Source organism: Acidocella sp. (genome assembly GCF_027352905.1).
Classification (GTDB): Bacteria; Pseudomonadota; Alphaproteobacteria; order Acetobacterales; family Acetobacteraceae; genus Acidocella.
Genome location: NZ_DAIEIF010000050.1, coordinates 18,061 through 36,058, shown reverse-complemented (window position 1 = coordinate 36,058; position 17,998 = coordinate 18,061). Strand labels below are relative to the sequence as shown.

At 64.5% G+C, this 17,998-nt stretch carries 16 protein-coding genes and 1 tRNA gene; 5 read left to right on the top strand and 12 right to left on the bottom strand.

Going from position 1 to position 17,998, the window contains the following annotated elements; translation table 11 throughout:
* Position 1: 1 nt before the first annotated feature.
* The 3 genes from M7H45_RS09245 to secD form a co-directional block, all read right to left on the bottom strand.
* Positions 2-2,824: an alpha-1,4-glucan--maltose-1-phosphate maltosyltransferase gene (locus M7H45_RS09245; RefSeq protein ID WP_298216303.1), complete on the bottom strand. Its 2,823-nt coding sequence runs from the start codon at positions 2,822-2,824 to the stop codon at positions 2-4.
* 173 nt (positions 2,825-2,997) lie between these two features.
* A complete protein-coding gene (gene secF, locus M7H45_RS09240; RefSeq protein ID WP_298216301.1) occupies positions 2,998-3,945 on the bottom strand; it encodes a protein translocase subunit SecF in 948 nt (315 codons plus the stop codon).
* Positions 3,946-3,955: 10 nt separating this feature from the next.
* On the bottom strand, positions 3,956-5,536 hold the full coding sequence (gene secD / locus M7H45_RS09235; protein WP_298216300.1) for a protein translocase subunit SecD: 1,581 nt from the start codon (positions 5,534-5,536) through the stop codon (positions 3,956-3,958).
* A gap of 88 nt (positions 5,537-5,624) precedes the next feature.
* Between secD and M7H45_RS09230 the strand changes: the two genes are divergently transcribed.
* Together M7H45_RS09230 and M7H45_RS09225 are read left to right on the top strand one after the other, a co-directional pair.
* On the top strand, positions 5,625-6,602 hold the full coding sequence (locus M7H45_RS09230; protein ID WP_298216299.1) for a Gfo/Idh/MocA family protein: 978 nt from the start codon (positions 5,625-5,627) through the stop codon (positions 6,600-6,602).
* A 70-nt stretch (positions 6,603-6,672) separates the two neighbouring features.
* On the top strand, positions 6,673-7,851 hold the full coding sequence (locus M7H45_RS09225; protein ID WP_298216297.1) for an acetyl-CoA C-acyltransferase family protein: 1,179 nt from the start codon (positions 6,673-6,675) through the stop codon (positions 7,849-7,851).
* 63 nt (positions 7,852-7,914) lie between these two features.
* Here M7H45_RS09225 and gatB read toward each other — a convergent pair whose 3' ends face one another.
* The 3 genes from gatB to gatC are packed head-to-tail and all read right to left on the bottom strand — an operon-like array spanning position 7,915 to position 11,125.
* Positions 7,915-9,366, bottom strand: coding sequence for an Asp-tRNA(Asn)/Glu-tRNA(Gln) amidotransferase subunit GatB (gene gatB, locus M7H45_RS09220; RefSeq protein ID WP_298216295.1), 1,452 nt, complete (start codon positions 9,364-9,366; stop codon positions 7,915-7,917).
* Positions 9,366-10,841: an Asp-tRNA(Asn)/Glu-tRNA(Gln) amidotransferase subunit GatA gene (gene gatA, locus M7H45_RS09215; protein WP_298216292.1), complete on the bottom strand. Its 1,476-nt coding sequence runs from the start codon at positions 10,839-10,841 to the stop codon at positions 9,366-9,368. Before gatA ends, gatB begins: the two co-directional genes overlap by 1 nt.
* A complete protein-coding gene (gene gatC, locus M7H45_RS09210) occupies positions 10,838-11,125 on the bottom strand; it encodes an Asp-tRNA(Asn)/Glu-tRNA(Gln) amidotransferase subunit GatC (protein WP_298216291.1) in 288 nt (95 codons plus the stop codon). Before gatC ends, gatA begins: the two co-directional genes overlap by 4 nt.
* Positions 11,126-11,172: 47 nt before the next feature.
* On the opposite strand from gatC, the gene ruvX reads away from it, so the two are divergent.
* Positions 11,173-11,634, top strand: coding sequence for a Holliday junction resolvase RuvX (ruvX, locus tag M7H45_RS09205; RefSeq protein ID WP_298216401.1), 462 nt, complete (start codon positions 11,173-11,175; stop codon positions 11,632-11,634).
* Between the two features lie 46 nt (positions 11,635-11,680).
* Here ruvX and M7H45_RS09200 read toward each other — a convergent pair whose 3' ends face one another.
* The 4 genes from M7H45_RS09200 to lipB form a co-directional block, all read right to left on the bottom strand.
* Positions 11,681-11,860: a CsbD family protein gene (locus tag M7H45_RS09200; RefSeq protein WP_298216289.1), complete on the bottom strand. Its 180-nt coding sequence runs from the start codon at positions 11,858-11,860 to the stop codon at positions 11,681-11,683.
* Positions 11,861-11,898: 38 nt separating this feature from the next.
* Positions 11,899-12,066 (bottom strand): entericidin A/B family lipoprotein, encoded by a 168-nt coding sequence (locus tag M7H45_RS09195; protein ID WP_298216287.1) that lies wholly within the window; start codon positions 12,064-12,066, stop codon positions 11,899-11,901.
* 113 nt (positions 12,067-12,179) lie between these two features.
* Positions 12,180-13,211, bottom strand: coding sequence for an LLM class flavin-dependent oxidoreductase (locus M7H45_RS09190; RefSeq protein ID WP_298216286.1), 1,032 nt, complete (start codon positions 13,209-13,211; stop codon positions 12,180-12,182).
* Positions 13,212-13,221: 10 nt separating this feature from the next.
* Positions 13,222-13,869 carry a lipoyl(octanoyl) transferase LipB gene (gene lipB / locus M7H45_RS09185; protein WP_298216284.1) on the bottom strand — a complete coding sequence of 216 codons (648 nt, stop codon included), beginning with the start codon at positions 13,867-13,869 and terminating at the stop codon, positions 13,222-13,224.
* Positions 13,870-13,926: 57 nt separating this feature from the next.
* Between lipB and M7H45_RS09180 the strand changes: the two genes are divergently transcribed.
* Both M7H45_RS09180 and M7H45_RS09175 read left to right on the top strand, forming a co-directional pair.
* A tRNA-Leu gene (locus M7H45_RS09180) sits at positions 13,927-14,012 on the top strand.
* A gap of 103 nt (positions 14,013-14,115) precedes the next feature.
* Positions 14,116-16,392, top strand: a complete 2,277-nt coding sequence (locus M7H45_RS09175) for an NADP-dependent malic enzyme (RefSeq protein ID WP_298216282.1) — start codon at positions 14,116-14,118, stop codon at positions 16,390-16,392.
* A 21-nt stretch (positions 16,393-16,413) separates the two neighbouring features.
* Here the strand turns inward: M7H45_RS09175 and M7H45_RS09170 are convergent, their stop codons facing one another.
* Entirely contained in the window at positions 16,414-17,163 is a 750-nt protein-coding gene (locus tag M7H45_RS09170) for a GDSL-type esterase/lipase family protein (protein ID WP_298216280.1), read from the bottom strand.
* Positions 17,160-17,996, bottom strand: coding sequence for an undecaprenyl-diphosphate phosphatase (locus tag M7H45_RS09165; protein WP_298216278.1), 837 nt, complete (start codon positions 17,994-17,996; stop codon positions 17,160-17,162). The genes M7H45_RS09170 and M7H45_RS09165 overlap by 4 nt, the downstream gene beginning before the upstream one ends.
* Between the last annotated feature and the right edge of the window lie 2 nt (positions 17,997-17,998).

The following is a 17,998-nucleotide window of genomic DNA, read 5'->3' as shown; positions in this document are numbered from 1 at the left end:
ACTAGGTCCGCGGGCTGACATGCCAGATGCAGTAAGGTATTTCTGCGGGATTGAGGTATACAGGCTGATATTTGCCGTGCCATACGAACCGCACGTCACGGACGAGGTCCATCGCGGCGAGGGCGCCATCATCAGGCAGGCCAAACCGCCAGAGCGGCAATTCCAGCGTTGCCTGTTGAGGGTTGAACGGATCGAGACTGATCGCGACCAGCAATGTGTTTCCATCTGCTGCCGTTTTTCTGAAATAGAGAACCTGTTCATTGTCACAGGGAAGAAATTCCACGTTAAGATGGGTTTGCAAAGCTGTGTTGGTGCGCCGGATATGGTTCAGGCGGGTAATCTCCCCTACAATATTCTGGGGAGTATCGTAATTCCACGCCCGCAACTGGTATTTTTCGGAATCGAGATATTCCTCCTTACCTGGCACAGGCGTGGCCTCACAAAGCTCGAACCCGTTATAGATCCCAAAAAGCCCTGATAAGGTGGCGGCGAGAGCGGCACGAATGAGAAAACCCGGCCGCCCGGAATTTTGCAAAAAAACAGGGTTGATATCTGGTGTGTTCACGAAGAAATGCGGCCGGAAAAACTCACGGACCGGCGGCTCATTCAATTCCTCCAGATATTCTGTCAATTCGCGCTTGGTATGGCGCCAAGTGAAATAGGTATAGGATTGAGAGAATCCGATCTTTGCCAACTGATACATCAATTTGGGCCGGGTGAACGCTTCGGCCAGAAAAATCGCGTCGGGATGGCGGGAGCGGATATCGCCGATCATCCATTCCCAAAAAGGCAGAGGCTTCGTATGCGGATTATCCACGCGGAAATACCGTATGCCGTGATCCACCCAAAATTGTACGACGTCGCGCAATGCATGCCACAACGCGGGCTGGGCCTTCTCGGCGTAAAACTCCACGTTGACGATGTCTTCATATTTCTTTGGCGGGTTTTCGGCATGCCGCAACGAGCCGTCCGGACGCCAGGCGAACCACTCCGGATGCTCGCGCAGCCAGGGATGGTCAGGCGAGCATTGGATGGCGAAATCCAGGGCGATGTCTATATCGTATTGCTTGGCGGCACGGATCAGGTCCCGAAAATCATCCAGCGTGCCGAGTTCCGGGTGGATGGCATCGTGCCCTCCCGCCTCGCTGCCGATGGCATAAGGGCTGCCGGGATCTCCTGGCTCCGCCCGCAAGCTATTGTTTCGGCCCTTGCGGTTGGTGTGGCCGATGGGATGGATGGGTGGGAAATACAGCACATCGAACCCCATCGCCGCGATACGGGGAAGCTGCCGCACCACATCCCTGAAGGTTCCGTGCCGTTGGCCATCCCCGGACTGGCTGCGCGGGAAAATCTCGTACCAACTAGCGTATCTCGCGCGGAGCGGCTCGGCATCCAGCGGGTAGGGTTGGGATTTCGTAAGAAACTGGCGGGGCAACGCGGCGCTGATCAGCTTGGCGTAGGCCGGCGAGAGCAGCTTTTCCTCCAACTCCGCCTCTGTCGCCCCTCGCCAGGTCTGGCACATCTCCCGCACCACCGGGCTCGCTTGCATGGCCTCCTCGACCAGCAGCATGCCTTCCTGGATCTCAAGGGAGACGGCCTGCCCGGCTTTTATTTTTTTCTCCAACCCCGAGGTAAAATTCCGGTAACGGTCAATCCAGGCGGAGACGATGAATTCGCATCGTCCCATGCGAGGCGCGGGGATCTCGCCGCGCCAGCGGTCATTCTCAATCAAGCTCATTGGCGCGGCCCGCCAACTCCGCTCATCCTGGCAGCGGTACAAAATTTCGCCGGCGAGATGCTCGTGCCCATCACAGATGAGGTCGGCCTCGATCGTAACCGCCTCGCCGAGAATCCGCCGGGCCGGATAACGCCCCGCATCGACGGAAGGGGTGATGGCGTCAACCGTGATCCGTGGCGCCTTGGGATTGAGTTTGGGAGCAGGGCGGCTGACAGGGGGGAGAGGCAGGATTTCATAATACCGCGCCTCACCGGCGCCGAATTGGATCCTGTCGAGAGGACCCAGCGTCTCTCCCCCCTCGCTGCGGAGGCTCCCCGCCTCGATATCAGGTAAATAGGCGGACGTTCTCGCGCTGACGCTCTCGTGCAAAGACGCATTGGCGACGGCAACCAACCCCTGGCGTAACAATACGGCCAGTGGCGCGGCGGTGGGGGAGACCACCCTGGCGGCCTTGGATCCGGCGAAACGGCAATCCGCGCGCCGTTTGGCCAGGAGCTGGCTGATCTCACCTTCCAGCGTGGCACTGCCGAGAAACAGCGTCTTGCTCACCCCCCAGCCGGGGGAAAACATGGCGGAGGCTCGCAAGGCCCGGATGATCTGCACCTCGTTATTGAGAGCCGCGCCGGGTGGGGTGGCGAAACAGAAAGCCCGCCCCAGCCGCTCCACCCGGGCGGTATCGGCGTTCAACCAATCATCACGGAAGTTCCAATAGCAGAGGGAGCTGGTGGCGAAATCGAATCCGGCATCGCTTAAAATCTGCAAGCTTGGCGCCGGCGCACCAAAAATCTCGGCGATCGCCACCATATCGGCATCGCGCTCTTTCAACCCGCTTATAAAACCGGCCCGAAAGAACTCGGGCAGTTCATGCGCGCGCCGGAAGTAGAATCCGCCCGCCCCCTCGGTCGGCAGCCGCTCGGCCAGGGCGAATTGGGTGGGGTCGAGCGCGACGACCGGCGCCATCCCCGCGGAGCGCGCCGCGTCCATCGCTCCGGCCAGGGACTCGGAAGGGGAAAACAGGGCATGGGAGAAGCCCATCGCCGCCGCCGCCGCGAACTCCTCCGCCCCACCGTCGCTAAACAGGGCCATGCTCGCGGGAGGCTTGCCTTGGCGCGGCCTTGTCCTGGAAATTCCTGCATCCGCCCGGTCATCGCTTATCAAGCCCATGCTGAAGCACATGGCCCGCGTGCCGTTGGGTTCAATGAAATTTACTGATTTGCAATGCCCGGGCTATTCGTCCCGCCGCGCGGCCGGGAGTGGGGTCATCGCGGGGTTGGCTTCGCCGCCGCGGCCGTCCGGCGCAGCCTGTGTTCCCCTAGAAAAAGTAGGATCGGCGCGGCGATGAAAATGGAAGAGGATGTGCCCACCACGATGCCGAACAGCATGATCCAGGCGAAGCCGGAGAGAGCCGCGCCACCGAACAGCGCGAGCGGCAGAGCCGCCAGAAAAACTGTGCCCGAGGTGCCGAGGGTGCGGTTCAGGGTCTCATTGATCGAAAGATCGATCAGGTCGCGCAGGCGCATCGTTTTATATTTGCGCAGATTCTCCCGCACCCGGTCATAGACGACCACCTTGTCGTTGGTGGAATAGCCGATGATGGTGAGAATCGCGGCGATGGTGACGAGATCGAAGGGGATGCGGGTGATCACCATGAAGCCGATGGTCTTGGTGGTGTCGAGGATCAGCGTGGCGACAGCACCGACGGCGAACTGCCATTCGAAACGGAACCAGATATAGGCGAGGATCATCACGAAGGAGAGGCCCAGCGCCTCGATCCCTTGCAGGAAAAGCTGGCGGGAAACCGAGGCGCCCACCGCCTGGGTGGAGAGGATTTTCGCCCCCGGCGCGGCCTTGGCCAGGGCGTCCTGCGCTTTGCCGATGGCGGTCTGGGTGGCGGCAGCGGTATTCCGGCTTTCCAGGCTGATCAACACCTGGTCGCCCTGGCGCCCCACCGCTTGCAGCGCCGCATCCTCCAGCCCGGCCTGGGCCAGGGCGGTGCGCAGGGCCGGAAAATCGGCACGTTGCGGGGTTTGCACCTGCAACACCACGCCACCCTTGAAATCCAGCCCCATGTTGAGGCCGGGGTGGAAGAAAAGGACCACCGAGGCTAGAGAGAGAACCGCCGAGACGATGAGCCCGGCGAAGCGGCCCCTCATGAAGCGGATCTTGGTTCCGTCCGGAACGAAGCGGAAGGCCGGTCTGTAGAACATGGGGCGGGTCCTAAACGGGCAGGGCGGCGGGGCGGCGCGTGGCATACCAGCGCGAGGTGATGAGGCGCACGACCACGGTGGCGGTGAACATGGTGGTGAGAATGCCGGCGCAGATCGTCACGGCGAAACCGCGCACGGGGGGCGAGCCGAAGATGAACAAGGTGATATGGGCGAGCAGCGTGGTCACGTTGGAATCGATGATGGTGCCGTAAGCGCGCTTATATCCGGCCTCCAGCGCGGCGAGCGGCTTGCGTCCGTTCTGGCGGGCTTCCTCGCGCACGCGCTCATTGATGAGAATATTGGCGTCCACCGCCATGCCCAGGGTGAGGAGAATGCCCGCCATGCCGGGCAGGGTTAAAGTGGCGCCCATGACCGAGAGGATGGCGAGCATGAGGATGAGGTTGAGGATGAGGGCGATATTCGCGAACCAGCCGAACAGGCCGTAAAACAGCGCCATGAAGAACAGCACGAGCAGGAAGCCGACGATGAGGGAAAGCGCGCCCGCGCGGATGGCGTCGGCTCCCAGCTCCGGCCCCACGCTCTGCTCCTCCACGATGCTGAGCGGCGCGGGCAGCGCGCCCGCGCGCAGCAGCAACGCCAGATCCGTGGCGGATTGAGGGGTGAAATTGCCGGAAATCTGGCCTGAGCCGCCGGTGATGGGTTCCCGGATCACCGGCGCCTCGATGATCTTGCCATCGAGCACTATGGCAAAGAGCTTGCCGACATTGGCGCTGGTCACCTGGGCGAATTCACGCGCGCCCAAGGCGTTGAGGGTGAAATTCACCACCCACTGGCCGGTTTGCGGGTCGGTGCTGGCCTGGGCGGTCTGTAAATCCGCCCCATCCACCGCCACGCTGCTCTGTACCGCCAGCTTCTGATTGGGGTTGTCGGCCATGGGCAGCCATTCATCACCCGGCGGCGGGGGCTGGCCCGGCACAGCGCTGGTATCGACCAGCTGGAAGGTCATGTGCGCCGTGGTGCCGATCAGCGTCTTCACCCGCTCCGGGTCTGAGATGCCGGGCAACTGCACGACGATCTGATTCTGTCCCTGACGCTGGACGAGCGCGTTGAGCACGCCGGAACCGTCGATGCGGCGCTGGATGATGGTCATCGCCTGCTGCACCGCCTGCTCGTTGCGTTGAACGCGCGCCTGGGCGGGAATGGAGAGGGCGATGGCCCCATCGGGCAGTAGCGAGACGTTCAGGCTGGGTGTGGGCGAGCCAGGCTGATAGGTAATAAGGCCTTGGAGCGCCTGGAGGGCCTGCTGGGCCTGGCCGTCAAGGGGCGTCAGCGTGACCCGGCCGGCCGCCGGGTCGGCGTGAAGGTCCTTATATCCCAGCCCGGCCTTGAGGAGCGTCTGCCGCGCCTGGCCGACCAGCGAATTCAAATCCTGAGCCTCGATCGCCTTTGTGTCGAGCTGGAGAAGAAGGTAGGAGCCGCCCTTGAGATCGAGTCCGAGATGGAGCTGATTCCAGGGCAGAAAGCCAGGCCACCAGCCGGGCCGGGGGCCGAGATTGGGCAGGCTGAGCAGCACCCCCAGCCCGCAGACGAGCAGGATTGCGAATGTCTTCGCGCGGCTGAAATAAAGCAAGACGGGCTCCAAAAATGCCAGACCGTTCGCCCTATGGCGGGCCGTGACGTTGCGCGCAACCCCGGGGCGGAATAGAGGCCAAGGGGAGATGGAAGAACCTTTGCGGGTCGGGCTGATCGGGGCGGGGCATTTCGGCCGCTACCACGCGCTGAAACTGGCGGCGGCGCCGCGCGCCCGGCTCGTCGGCCTCGCTGACCCCAACGCGGCCCGCGCCAGGGAAGTGGCCTGGGAGGCTGGCTGCCCCGTTCGCGCCGTGGAGGAGTTGCTGGCCGAGGCCGAGGCCATCGTCATCGCCGCGCCGGCGGAGTTCCATTACGATCTTGCGGCCAGGGCGCTTGCCGCCGGGCTGCATGTGCTGGTGGAAAAACCGGTCGCGGCGACGCTGGCCCAGGCGGATGATCTCATCGCCCGCGCGGCGCGGGCGGGGCGGGTGCTGCAAGTGGGGCATCTCGAGCGATTTTCCGCCGCGCATGGGGCGGTGGCGCAGCGCATGGGCCGCCCTCTTTATATAGAGGCGGTGCGTATCGCCCCGTTCAAGCCGCGCGGCACGGATGTCTCGGTCATTCTCGATTTGATGATCCACGATCTCGACCTCGTTCTCACTCTGGCAGAGTCCGAGGTGGTGAGCGTGGACGCGGTGGGCGCACCGGTCGCCAGCCGATTCGATGACATCGCCAATGCCCGCATCCGTTTCGCCTCCGGCGCGGTCGCCACCATCACCGCGAGCCGCATCTCCCTCAAGACCGAGCGCAAGATGCGGATTTTTTCAGCGAGCGGGTATTTGACGGTGGATTTCTCAGCCCGCAAGCTGACCCTGGTGGGACGGGGCATCGGTATGAAACTGCCAGGCTTTCCGGAATTCGGCATCGAGCAGGCGGGCTGGCAGGACCACGACGCGCTAGCGGCGGAGCATGAGGCGTTCATTGCCGCCTGCCTGGAAGGCGGACCCGTGCTGGTGGACGGCGCCGCCGGCAAGCGGGCCCTGGCGGCGGCGCTGATGGTCAGCCGCTCCATCGCGGAAAGCCGGGCGCAGGCCGAGGCCAGCGGGTTGGTGCCAAGGCCATAGTCTTGACTTCTCCCCTTGCATCCCTCCCCATGGGGCCATCCTTTCCGACCTCAACGAAGAAAGCCAAGTCATGACGGATGTTTTCATACTCTCGGGCCAGCGCACCGCCATCGGTGATTACGGCAAGAGCCTCAAGGATGTGCCGCCAACCAAGCTGGGCGAGATCGTCATCCGCGCCGCGCTCGGCAAATCCGGTGTCACCGCGGCGGATGTTCAGCATGTGATGATGGGCAATGTCATCCATACCGAGCCGCGCGACGCCTATCTTTCCCGCGTCGCCGCCGTGGGCGCGGGCATCCCGGTGGAAACGCCGGCGCTGACGCTCAACCGGCTTTGCGGCTCCGGCATGCAGGCGGTGGTCTCCGCCGCCCAGTCCATCATGCTGGGCGACGCCGATATCGCCGTAGCGGGCGGGGCGGAATCCATGAGCCGGGGCGGCTATCTGCTCCCCAATGAGCGCTGGGGCGCGCGGCTGGGCGATTCCCAGGTGGTGGACATGGTGGTGGGCGCGCTCCACGATCCGTTCGGTCACGGCCATATGGGCGTCACGGCGGAAAATGTCGCCGCGCAATATGGCCTCTCGCGCGGGGATCAGGACAAATTCGCGGCGGAATCGCATCGCCGCGCCGCCGCCGCCATCGCGGCGGGATATTTCAAGGAGCAGATCGCCCCGGTGGAACTGCCGTCCCGCAAGGGCACCGTGATCTTCGACACGGATGAGCATCCCCGCTCCGACACATCGGCCGAGAGCCTGGCCGGGTTGAAACCCGCCTTCAAGAAAGACGGCACCGTGACCGCCGGTAACGCCTCGAGCCTGAATGACGGCGCGGCCGCGCTGGTGCTGGCCAGCGGCGCGGAGGTCAAACGCCGGGCCCTCAAGCCATTGGCGCGCATCGTCGCCTATGGCCATGCCGGGGTGGCGCCGGAGGTGATGGGCCTGGGGCCGGTTCCCGCCTCCCGTCACGCCCTGCGCCGGGCCGGGCTCAGCGTCACGGATATGGACGTGATCGAATCCAACGAGGCTTTCGCCGCCCAGGCCTGCGCGGTGGCCAAGGATCTCGAATTCGATCCGGCCAAGGTCAACCCGAATGGCGGCGCCGTCGCCCTCGGCCATCCGGTCGGCGCCTCCGGCGCCATCATCACCGTCAAGGCGATTTACGAGCTTCACCGCGTGGGCGGGCGTTACGCGCTGGTGACGATGTGCATCGGCGGCGGCCAGGGCATCGCCATGGTGCTGGAACGGGTCTGAGCCAAGCCATCCGGTCAGCGCCTCCTCGATTTCGAATGGATGCGCTGGCCGGGGCGGCCATTCTCAGCCGAGCTGTTTTTTCACGGCCTCGTTTACCAGGGCGGGATTGCCCTTGCCCTGCATCGCCTTCATCACCTGCCCGACGAAGAAGCCGAATAGCTTGTCCTTGCCGGCCTTGTATTCCGCTACCTTATCGGCATTTGCGGCCAGCACGCGGGTGACGGCGGCGTCGATCGCGCCAGTGTCCGTCACCTGGCGGAGGCCCTTTTCCACGACGATTTCGGCGGGCGGCTTGCCGGTTTCCACCATCTCCTCGAACACATCCTTGGCGATGCGGCCATTGATGGTTTTATCCGTGATGAGATCGAGCAGCGCGCCCAGCGCGGCCGCGCTCACCGGCGGGTCGGCGATGCTCTTGCCGGTCCGGTTCATGGCGGCGAAGAAATCGCCCGTCACCCAATTGGCGGCGAGCTTGCCGTCCCGTCCCCGCGCCACCTCCTCGTAGAAATCGGCCACCTCCTGCTCCGCCACCAGTACACCGGCATCGTAGAAGGGTATGCCGTATTCGGCGCAGAAACGGGCGCGCTTCTCATCCGGCAGTTCGGGCAGGCCGCGTTTCAGCGCCGCCACCCAATCCTCCTCCAGCACCAGCGGCAGCAGGTCGGGGTCGGGGAAATAGCGGTAATCATGCGCGTCCTCCTTGGAGCGCATGGAGCGGGTTTCGCCCCGGGCGGGGTCATAGAGCCGGGTTTCCTGCTCCACCTCGCCGCCGTCTTCCCAGATCTCGATCTGGCGCAGCGCCTCGGCTTCCACCGCGTGCATGACGAAGCGGATGGAATTGACGTTCTTGATCTCGCAGCGGGTGCGGAAGGCCTCGCCCGGCTTGCGCACCGAGACATTCACATCCGCGCGCAGCGAGCCCTCTTCCATATTGCCATCGCAAGTGCCGAGATAACGCAGGATCTGGCGCAGCTTGCGCAAATACGCCCCGGCCTCCTCCGGCGAGCGGATATCCGGCTCGGAAACGATCTCCATCAGCGCCACCCCGGCCCGGTTGAGGTCGATGATTGACTTGGTGGGATGCTGGTCGTGCATCGATTTGCCCGCATCCTGCTCCAAATGCAGGCGGGTGATGCCAATGGGCTTGAGCGTGCCATCCGCCAATTCGATCTCGACAATGCCCTTGCCGACGATGGGATGGGCGAACTGGCTGATCTGATAGCCATTGGGCAGATCAGCGTAAAAATAATTCTTGCGGTCGAAGCGCGAGAACAGGTTGATCTGCGCCTTCAGCCCCAGCCCGGTGCGCACGGCCTGGGCCACGCATTCTTGGTTGATGACCGGCAGCATGCCGGGAAACCCGGCATCCACGAAAGAGACATGCGCGTTGGGCTCGCCGCCATAGGCCGCGGAGGCGCCAGAGAACAGCTTGGAGACGGAGATGACCTGGGCATGGACCTCCAGCCCGACGACGACCTCCCAGGCGCCGCTGCGCCCTGCCAGCGTATAGGCCATTATTCCGCCCTCACTTGCGGCAGGGCGGAGAATTGGGCTGCCCGCTCCAGGGCGGCGGCCACGGTGAACACCGTCTCCTCGTCGAAATGCCGGCCGATCACCTGCAGGCCGAGCGGCAGCCCTGCCGCCGAGAGACCGGCGGGCACGCTCATGGCTGGCACGCCCGCCAGCGAGGCGGGCACGGTGAACACGTCGTTGAGATACATGGTCAAGGGGTCGGTCATCGTCTCATCCAGGCCGAAGGCGGCGGAGGGCGCGGTGGGGGTGAGAATCGCATCCACCTCCATAAAGGCGTCGGTGAAATCGCGCAGGATCAGGCTGCGGATTTTCTGCGCTTTCAGGTAATAGGCATCGTAATAGCCATGGCTCAGCACATAGGTGCCGATGAGAATGCGGCGCTTGACCTCGGCGCCGAACCCCTCGGCGCGGGTACGCTCGTACAAATCGATGAGATCCTCGCCCTCCACCCGCAGCCCGTAGCGCACCCCGTCATAGCGGGCGAGGTTGGAGGAGGCCTCGGCGGGAGCGATGATGTAATAGGCGGGCAGGCCGTACTTTGTATGGGGAAGAGAGATGTCGCGGATTTCCGCGCCCTCTGCCCGCAGCCAGGCGATGCCCTGTTCCCACAGCGCCAGAATTTCCGGATTCGTGCCCTCCAGCCGGTATTCGGCCGGGACGCCGATCTTCAGCCCCTTCACGCTGCGGTGTAACGCCTGGGTGAAATCCGGCACCGCTCGGTCGGCGCTGGTGGAATCCTTCTCATCGAACCCCGACATGACGCTCAGCATCAGGGCATTATCCTCGACATTGCGGGCCATCGGGCCGGGCTGGTCAAGCGACGAGGCGAATGCCACCACGCCGAAGCGCGAGCAGCGGCCATAGGTGGGCTTGATGCCGGCAATGCCGGTGAAGGCGGCGGGCTGGCGGATGGAGCCGCCTGTATCGGTGCCGGTGGCGGCCAGGGCGATGCGCGCCGCCACCGCGGCGGCGGAACCGCCTGAGGAGCCGCCCGGCGCCAGCCTGGCCTCCGCGCCATGGCGCTTCCACGGGCTTTCGACCGGGCCGAAGGCCGAGGTCAGGTTGGAAGAACCCATCGCGAATTCGTCGAGATTGGCCTTGCCCAGCATCACCGCGCCTGCCGCCTTCAACCGGGCCGAGACCGTGCTTTCGTAAGGCGGGACGAAATTGCCGAGGATCTTGCTCGCCGCCGTGGTGCGCACGCCCTCGGTGCAGAACAGATCCTTCATCGCGATGGGAATGCCGGTGAGTGGCGTCGCGCCGCCCCCGGCAAGCCGCCGGTCAGCCGCCCTTGCTTGCTCCAGCGCCAGTTCCGGCGTGGGCGTGATATAGGCGTTAAGGCGCGGGTTGAGCGCCTCGACCGCCGCATTATAGGCGGCGGCGAGTTCCACCGCCGAGATCTCGCGCGCCCGCAGCGCCCGCGCGGCGCCCGCGATGGTCAGGTCGAAGACGCTCATTCCACCACTTTCGGCACGGCGAAGAAATTACCGATCCGGTCGGGAGCGTTGGCCAGGATTTTCTCGGCCATGCCGCCATCGGTCAGTTCGTCCGCGCGGCTGCGCAGCGCCATCCGCATACCGCCGGAAAGAGGCTCCACCCCTTCCACATTGACCTCCGCGAGCTGCTCGACATAGCCGAGGATCGCGTTCAATTCGCCCTGGAGGGTGGCGACCTCCTCATCCCTCACCCTGATGCGGGCCAGCTTGGCGATCCGTCGGACCGTTGCGGCGTCCAGCGACATAGTTAAATCCCTTGGCTAAAAAATCCGGGCGGACCATACAGGCGGGCATGGCGCTCTACAACCTGCCGAACTTCGCCGCCTTGCTGCCCCCTGGCGCGCGGCTCATCGGGCTGGATCCGGGCGCGCGGCTCATCGGCGTGGCCCTTTCGGACGTCAACCGCCAGATCGCCAGCCCCTACGCCACGCTACCGCGCGCCAGGCTGGGGCAGAACGCGGCGGCCGTGGCGGACATCGCCGCGCGCGAGGGCGCTGGCGGCCTGGTCATCGGCCTGCCGCTCGATATGGGGCAGAACTGGGGGCCGCGCGCCCAGGCGGCGCGGGATTGGGCGCACGCTCTCAGCGCGGCGGCGCGGCTGCCGGCGATGATGATGGATGAAAGCCTCTCCACCGCCGAGACCCATGAGAGACTCATTGCCGCTGGCCTGAGCCGCGCCCGCCGGGCCGCACTTGTGGACCGGCTGGCGGCGGCGGAGATTTTGCAACGGGCGCTCGACCGGCTGCGCGCATAAAAAAGGCGGCGGAGCCATGCCCCGCCGCCGCTTAAACCATGCTCCGTTAGGGCTGGTTGCCCTTGGCGGCGTCTTTGATGCCGCCAACGGTGTTCTGAACCTTGCCCTCGACCTTGTCCGCCTTGCCTTCGGCCTGCATCTTGGTGTCGCCAGTGAGTTTGCCCACCGAATCCTTCACCGCGCCCTTGGCCTGCTTGAAGGCGCCTTCGATACGATCCTTATCCATGCTTCATCCTTTCGATGTTGTCGGGACTGCCCCCACCCTTAAGGGCTGGGTGATTTCGGCGCGTTGTTATTGGCGCTGTCGGTCAAAGCGTGACCGCCTTGGGAGAGATCTTGTCCGACCCCGGCGGTCGTATGACAGGCCGCCAGCCCCATGCTCAGGCCCAGCGCCGCGATCATTCCAAACGCCAACCGCAATTTGGCGCGCATCGCAAATCCTTTTATTTTTCAAGCCCCACCATGGGGCTCTTCATCACCAAGAGATCGCGAGCCCTAAGGAAAATTCAACAAAGAAGAGCGAAGCTTTCAGGATTTAAATGTTTCTACAATGAACCGACGCTATGAGCCAATCCGAATTCCTTGGCCAGCAGCTCATAGGATCGTACCCGGGCCGCAGGATCATAGGCGGCGGTATTGATGGATATTTCGTCGAGTTGAAGCTCGCTCACCAGCGCGCGCAGGCGTGCCGCCACCTGCGGCGCGGTGCCGATGAAGTTGCGCTGCATCGATGCCTCGATGCGCTCTTTTTCCGCCGGGGAGAAAGCGAATTTATCCGCGTCCTCCGGCGAGGGCAGGGGGATATATTGCCCACGATTGCGCATGCCCCAGAAGGCCGCCCGGGATTTCGCCCAATACCATGCCTCCTCCTCCGTTTCCGCCACCAGGGCGAAGACCGTCACCGAGGCGCGTTTCGGCCCCGCCCCGGTATCGCGGAATTGGGAATGGTAGAGATGCAGCGCTTCGGCGGCTCCCGCGCCATCCGAGAAGAAATAGGCGAAGGCATAAGGCAGGCCGAACCAGGCCGCGAGCTGGGCGCCATAATTGGAGCTGCCGAGAATCCATATCTCTGGCACATAAGGGCCGCGCGGTTCGGCGACGATGCTGCGGAAAGGATGCTCGGGCGGCAGCGGCGCGCCAGAGACCCAGGCCATCACATCCCGCACCTGGGCGGGAAACATATCGGCGGGGTTGCGCGCATTGGCGGGGTTGAGCGCCAGGGCGGTGAGGCTGTCGGAGCCCGGGGCGCGGCCGAGGCCCAGGTCGATCCGCCCGGGAGCAATGGCCTCCAGCACCCTGAATTGCTCCGCCACCTTCAGCGCGGAATAATGTGGTAGCATGACCCCACCCGCGCCGACACGGATGCGGCTGGTGGTGGCGGCGATGGCCGCCGCGAGAATTTCCGGGGCTGAGCCGGCGACCGAGCCGGAGCTGTGATGCTCCGAAAGCCAATAGCGGTGATAGCCGAAAGCCTCGCAGGCGCGCGCCAGGGCGAGACTTTCCCTGATGGACTCATCCGGCGAGACGTTGACGCGGATGGGCGACTGGTCGAGCACGGAAAGTTGAAGCTTGTCCATTGGACAATCCTTATCCAAAAACCTTATGCCAATGGCGCCGCAAGGCGGCGTCCACCTCCGCCATATTGGCGCGCACCCCCAGCGCGGCCAGGCTGGTCACGCCATGGGCGCTGATGCCGCAGGGCACGATGCCGCTGAAATGGCCGAGATCGGGCGCAATGTTCAACGCCAGGCCGTGCCAGCTGACCCAGCGCGAGACCCGCACGCCAATGGCGGCAATCTTCTCCTCCCGCCCGTCCGGCCGCACGACCCAGATGCCGACCCGCCCCGCCCGGATTTCCCCCTTCACCCCGAATTCCTTGAGCGTCTCGGCCACCCAGCGCTCCAGCCCGGCCACGTAGCCGCGCACATCCCGGGCGGGAACGCCGCCATGCGGGCGGGCAAGATCGAGCATGACATAGGCAATTCGCTGGCCGGGGCCGTGATAGGTCCATTGGCCGCCGCGCCCGGCCTTGAAAACGGGGAAACGGGCGGGATCGCGCAAATCCTCCGCTTTTGCCGAACTTCCCTCGGTATAGAGCGGGGGGTGTTCCACCAGCCAAACCAGTTCCTCCGCCGTGCCGGCGCGGATGGCGGCGGCGCGCTCGCGCATCCGCTCCAAGGCGGGCTCATACTCTGTCAGGCCGGGGGAAACCTCCCAGCAGGGCTGATTTTCCATGGCTGGCTACCCTGTTGCAGGGTTTCGGATCATAGTCTATAGGCTCCGCGCCCCGATGCGGTCGTGGCGGAATGGTAGACGCGCAAGCTTGAGGTGCTTGTGGGGGAAACCTCGTGGAAGTTCGAGTCTTCTCGACCGCACCAAAATTTCCGAATAGCTTGAAAGCGTGTGCTAAAGGTGCGGGTTGCCATGCCCGCCGCGCCGGGCCATGAACGGTAAAGCCGCTGAAACTGGGAGGGGAACGCCATGGATGAGGGTTTACGCAAGGCCGCGCTGGAATATCACCGCCACCCCCGGCCGGGAAAGCTCGCCATTGTTGCGACCAAGCGCATGGAAACCTCGCGCGACCTTTCCCTGGCCTATTCGCCGGGCGTGGCGGCGGCCTGCGAGGCGATCCAGGACGACCCCGACGCCTCGTTCGATCTCACCTCCCGCGCCAATCTCGTCGCCGTCATCACCAATGGCACGGCGGTGCTGGGGCTGGGCAATATCGGCGCGCTCGCCGGCAAGCCGGTGATGGAGGGCAAGGCCGTCCTTTTCAAGAAATTCGGCGGCATAGATTCTTTCGATATAGAAATTAACGAGACGGACCCCGATAAATTCATCGAGACGGTGGCGCGGCTGGAGCCGAGCTTTGGCGGCATCAATCTCGAGGATATCAAGGCGCCGGAATGTTTCAAAATCGAGCAGACCCTGCGTGAGCGGATGCATATTCCGGTATTTCACGACGATCAGCACGGCACGGCGATCATCGTCGGCGCCGCGGTTCTGAACGCGATGATTATCCAGAAGAAGCGGATTGAGGAGGTGAAGATCGTCACCTCCGGGGCGGGCGCGGCGGCACTCTCCTGCGTCAATATCCTCAAGGCGCTGGGAGCCAGGGCGGAAAACATCACTATGACCGATAAGGATGGCGTGGTGTATGAAGGGCGGCCCCATCTGGATCCCAGCCTCACCGGGGTGGCGCGGAAAACAGAGGCGCGCACCCTGGCCGATATTCTGCCCGGCGCGGATATATTTCTCGGCCTCTCGGTGCCGCGGGTGCTGAAGGAGGAGTGGCTGGAATGGTTCGCGCCCAACCCCCTCATTCTCGCCCTGGCGAATCCGGAGCCGGAGATCATGCCGGATATCGCCCGGCGGGCCCGCCCGGACGCGATCGTGGCGACTGGCCGTTCCGATTTCCCCAATCAGGTAAATAACGTCCTTTGCTTTCCCTATATTTTCCGGGGCGCGCTGGATGTGCGCGCCACCGCGATCACGGAGGGGATGAAGCTGGCGGCGGTGCGCGCCATCGCCGAGCTCGCCCAGGTCGAGGCCTCGGATGTCGTCGCCGCCGCTTATGGCGGCCAGGCGCCGGTTTTCGGGCCGGAATACATCATTCCCAAGCCGTTCGATCCCCGGCTGATCCTGCATGTGGCGCCCGCCGTGGCCAAGGCGGCGATGGATGAGGAGGTGGCCCGCAAGCCGGTGACCGATTTCGAGGCCTACAGGCACGAGCTTGAGCGCTCCGTATACCGCTCCGGCCAGCTTCTGCGCCCGGTCATCGAGATCGCCCGCAAGGCCAGGCCGCGGATCGTCTATGCCGAGGGCGAGGATGAGCGGACGCTTCGCGCGGTGCAGAGCGTGGTGGACGACAAGATGGCCGAGCCTATCCTGCTCGGCAATGCGGAGGCGCTGACCGCGAAAATTCAGTCGCTCGGGCTGCGGCTGAAACTGGGCGAGGATGTCCGGCATATCGATCTGGAGCAAGAGCCGGAATTGTTCCAGCGCGTTTACGCCGATTACGCCAAATGCGTGGGCCGGCGCGGCACGCCGCCGGATGCCGCCGCCCGCCATGTCCGCAAGCGCCCCACCGTCACCGCCGCGATGCTGTTGCGCCTGGGCGAGGCGGATGCGGCGATCTGCGGCGGCACCGGCGATTGGTGGCGGCAATTTCAATACGCGCTGCCCATCATCCCCCGCCGCGCAGGATGCAGCCGGGTCTACGCCATCACCGCACTCATTCTCCAGGCCGGGCCGCTATTCTTCTGCGATACCCATGTGAATCTCGACCCCAGCGCCGAGGAAATCGCCGAGATGACGCTGATGGCGGCGGATACGGTGCGCCATTTCGGCATGGCGCCCAAGGTGGCCCTGCTGTCGCATTCCAATTTTGGCGCTTCCAACTCGCCTTCCGCTAAAAAGATGCGCAAGGCGCTGGGTCTCATCCACGCCGCCGAGCCGGAGCTGGAAGTGGATGGCGAGATGCACGCCGACGCCGCCCTCGCCGAGCAGATCCGCCATCATGCCCTGCCGGAATCCACCCTCACGGGCACCGCCAATTTGCTGATCTTTCCTACCATCGACGCCGCGAACATCGCCTTCAACCTGGTGAAGGCGACGGGAGAGGCGGTGACCGTGGGGCCGTTGTTGATGGGGTTGGACAAGCCGCTCCACATCGCCGTGCCGAGCACCACCGCCCGCGGCATCATCAACCTCTCCGCCGTGGCCGCCATGGAGGCGGCGGGGATGAAGGCGAAGTGACGCTGCGGCGGCGCTTGGCCTTCAGCGCACATATTTTCTTACATAAGGGGCCAGGGCCTCGGCGATTTTCGTCATCCCCGCCCGGTTCGGGTGCAAGGCGGGCCGGGGCGGGGTAAGGAGCGGGTCCACGAACAGGCCGGCATCCACCTTGCCGTCGCGGATGAACAAATTCCGCAGATCGATGAAGGTCACCGCCGGGTTGCCCTGATAGGCGCGGGCCAGCGCGGCGTTGGTGGCGAGGGTCTGCTCATCCACCCAGGCGCTGCGGATGGAGGGAAGCACACCCAGCAGCAGGATATGCGCGCCGGGCAGTTGGTGGCGCGTGTTGGAGACCACGGCCTCGATGGCGGGAACGGTCATCGCCGTGTCCCAATGGACCCGGCCGAAATTATTCGCGCCGATGAGAATGATGGCGAGCTGGGGATGCAGCCCGGCCACCTGGCCATGATCCAGCCGCCAGATGAGATTGGCGGTGGTGTCGCCGGTAAAGCCGAAATCCAGCGCGCCATAGGGGGCGTAATATTTATCCCAGACCGGCTTGATATCGTCATAGCCGTGCCCCCCCTGGCGTTGCCAGAAAAAGGTGATCGAATCACCCAGCCAGACGATTTTCGCGTTGGGGGTCTCCGCCTTTTCCACCAGCATCCGGTGCCACAGCGTGCTCCACCAGGGCAGGTCGGCGCGGCTGATGGGCGCCTCGGCGATGTTGGCGCTGGCGGACGCGGCGGCGGGCAGGAGCAGCAGCGCCGCGAATAACAGGGCGCGAATCACAGCCCCGCCGCGAGCAGCGCGAAGGCGAGCACGCCCGCCACCGCGCAATAAAGGGCGAAAGGGTTGAGCGCCCATTCATCATGGTCCTTGAAATAGCGCATCAGAAAGGCCGTGCTGGCATAGGCGACCAGGCCGGAGAGAATGGCCGCCAGCAGCGAGACGCCGAGCAGCGCGTGCAGCTCATGCTGGCGGATGAGCTTGGGCAATTCCGCCACCGCGGCGGCGAGGATGACCGGCGTGCCCATGAGGAAGGAGAATTTCGCTGCCCCGGCATGGGAGACGCCGCGTGTCAGCCCGCCGACGATGGCAGCACCGGAACGGGAAATGCCGGGCAGGAAGGCGAGGCATTGGAAGAAGCCGATGATCAGCGCGTCTTGGTAGGAAAGCCCGGTTTCGCGCCGCTGGCCCCGCGCGCGCAGCCTCTCCCCCAGCCAGAGGAGCCCGGCATTGAAAACGAGAAAGACGCAGGCCATCAGCGGGCTGCCGAAAAGATGGGCAATGGGTTTTTTCAAAACCGCGCCGATGATGACGGCCGGCAGCGTCGCCACGATCAGCTTGGCGAGCAGGGCCCGGGCGGAGACGTTTTCCGAGGCATGGCCGAGCCCCAACACTCCGCGCGCCATGCTGATCCACTCCACGTAAAAATAGGCGATCAGCCCGATCGCGGTGCCGACATGCAGCATGACGAGAAAGGGCAGGAAGCCGGGCGCGCTCTGGTCGATGCCCCAATGCAGCAAGGCGGGAACGATGACGGCGTGGCCGAGGGAGCTGACAGGGAACAGCTCGGTCGCCCCCTGAAGAATGGCGAAGAGGGCGGCGTGGATGAGATCCATTG

What these genes read in the sequence shown, in the direction of transcription:
- M7H45_RS09245 (WP_298216303.1), bottom strand. Translation starts at nt 2,824, where the DNA reads ATGGCCCTGTTTAGCGACGGTGGGGCGGAGGAGTTCGCGGCGGCGGCG.
- secF (WP_298216301.1), bottom strand. Translation starts at nt 3,945, where the DNA reads ATGTTCTACAGACCGGCCTTCCGCTTCGTTCCGGACGGAACCAAGATC.
- M7H45_RS09230 (WP_298216299.1), top strand. Translation starts at nt 5,625, where the DNA reads ATGGAAGAACCTTTGCGGGTCGGGCTGATCGGGGCGGGGCATTTCGGC.
- M7H45_RS09225 (WP_298216297.1), top strand. Translation starts at nt 6,673, where the DNA reads ATGACGGATGTTTTCATACTCTCGGGCCAGCGCACCGCCATCGGTGAT.
- gatB (WP_298216295.1), bottom strand. Translation starts at nt 9,366, where the DNA reads ATGGCCTATACGCTGGCAGGGCGCAGCGGCGCCTGGGAGGTCGTCGTC.
- gatA (WP_298216292.1), bottom strand. Translation starts at nt 10,841, where the DNA reads ATGAGCGTCTTCGACCTGACCATCGCGGGCGCCGCGCGGGCGCTGCGG.
- gatC (WP_298216291.1), bottom strand. Translation starts at nt 11,125, where the DNA reads ATGTCGCTGGACGCCGCAACGGTCCGACGGATCGCCAAGCTGGCCCGC.
- ruvX (WP_298216401.1), top strand. Translation starts at nt 11,173, where the DNA reads ATGGCGCTCTACAACCTGCCGAACTTCGCCGCCTTGCTGCCCCCTGGC.
- M7H45_RS09200 (WP_298216289.1), bottom strand. Translation starts at nt 11,860, where the DNA reads ATGGATAAGGATCGTATCGAAGGCGCCTTCAAGCAGGCCAAGGGCGCG.
- M7H45_RS09195 (WP_298216287.1), bottom strand. Translation starts at nt 12,066, where the DNA reads ATGCGCGCCAAATTGCGGTTGGCGTTTGGAATGATCGCGGCGCTGGGC.
- M7H45_RS09190 (WP_298216286.1), bottom strand. Translation starts at nt 13,211, where the DNA reads ATGGACAAGCTTCAACTTTCCGTGCTCGACCAGTCGCCCATCCGCGTC.
- lipB (WP_298216284.1), bottom strand. Translation starts at nt 13,869, where the DNA reads ATGGAAAATCAGCCCTGCTGGGAGGTTTCCCCCGGCCTGACAGAGTAT.
- M7H45_RS09175 (WP_298216282.1), top strand. Translation starts at nt 14,116, where the DNA reads ATGGATGAGGGTTTACGCAAGGCCGCGCTGGAATATCACCGCCACCCC.
- M7H45_RS09165 (WP_298216278.1), bottom strand. Translation starts at nt 17,996, where the DNA reads ATGGATCTCATCCACGCCGCCCTCTTCGCCATTCTTCAGGGGGCGACC.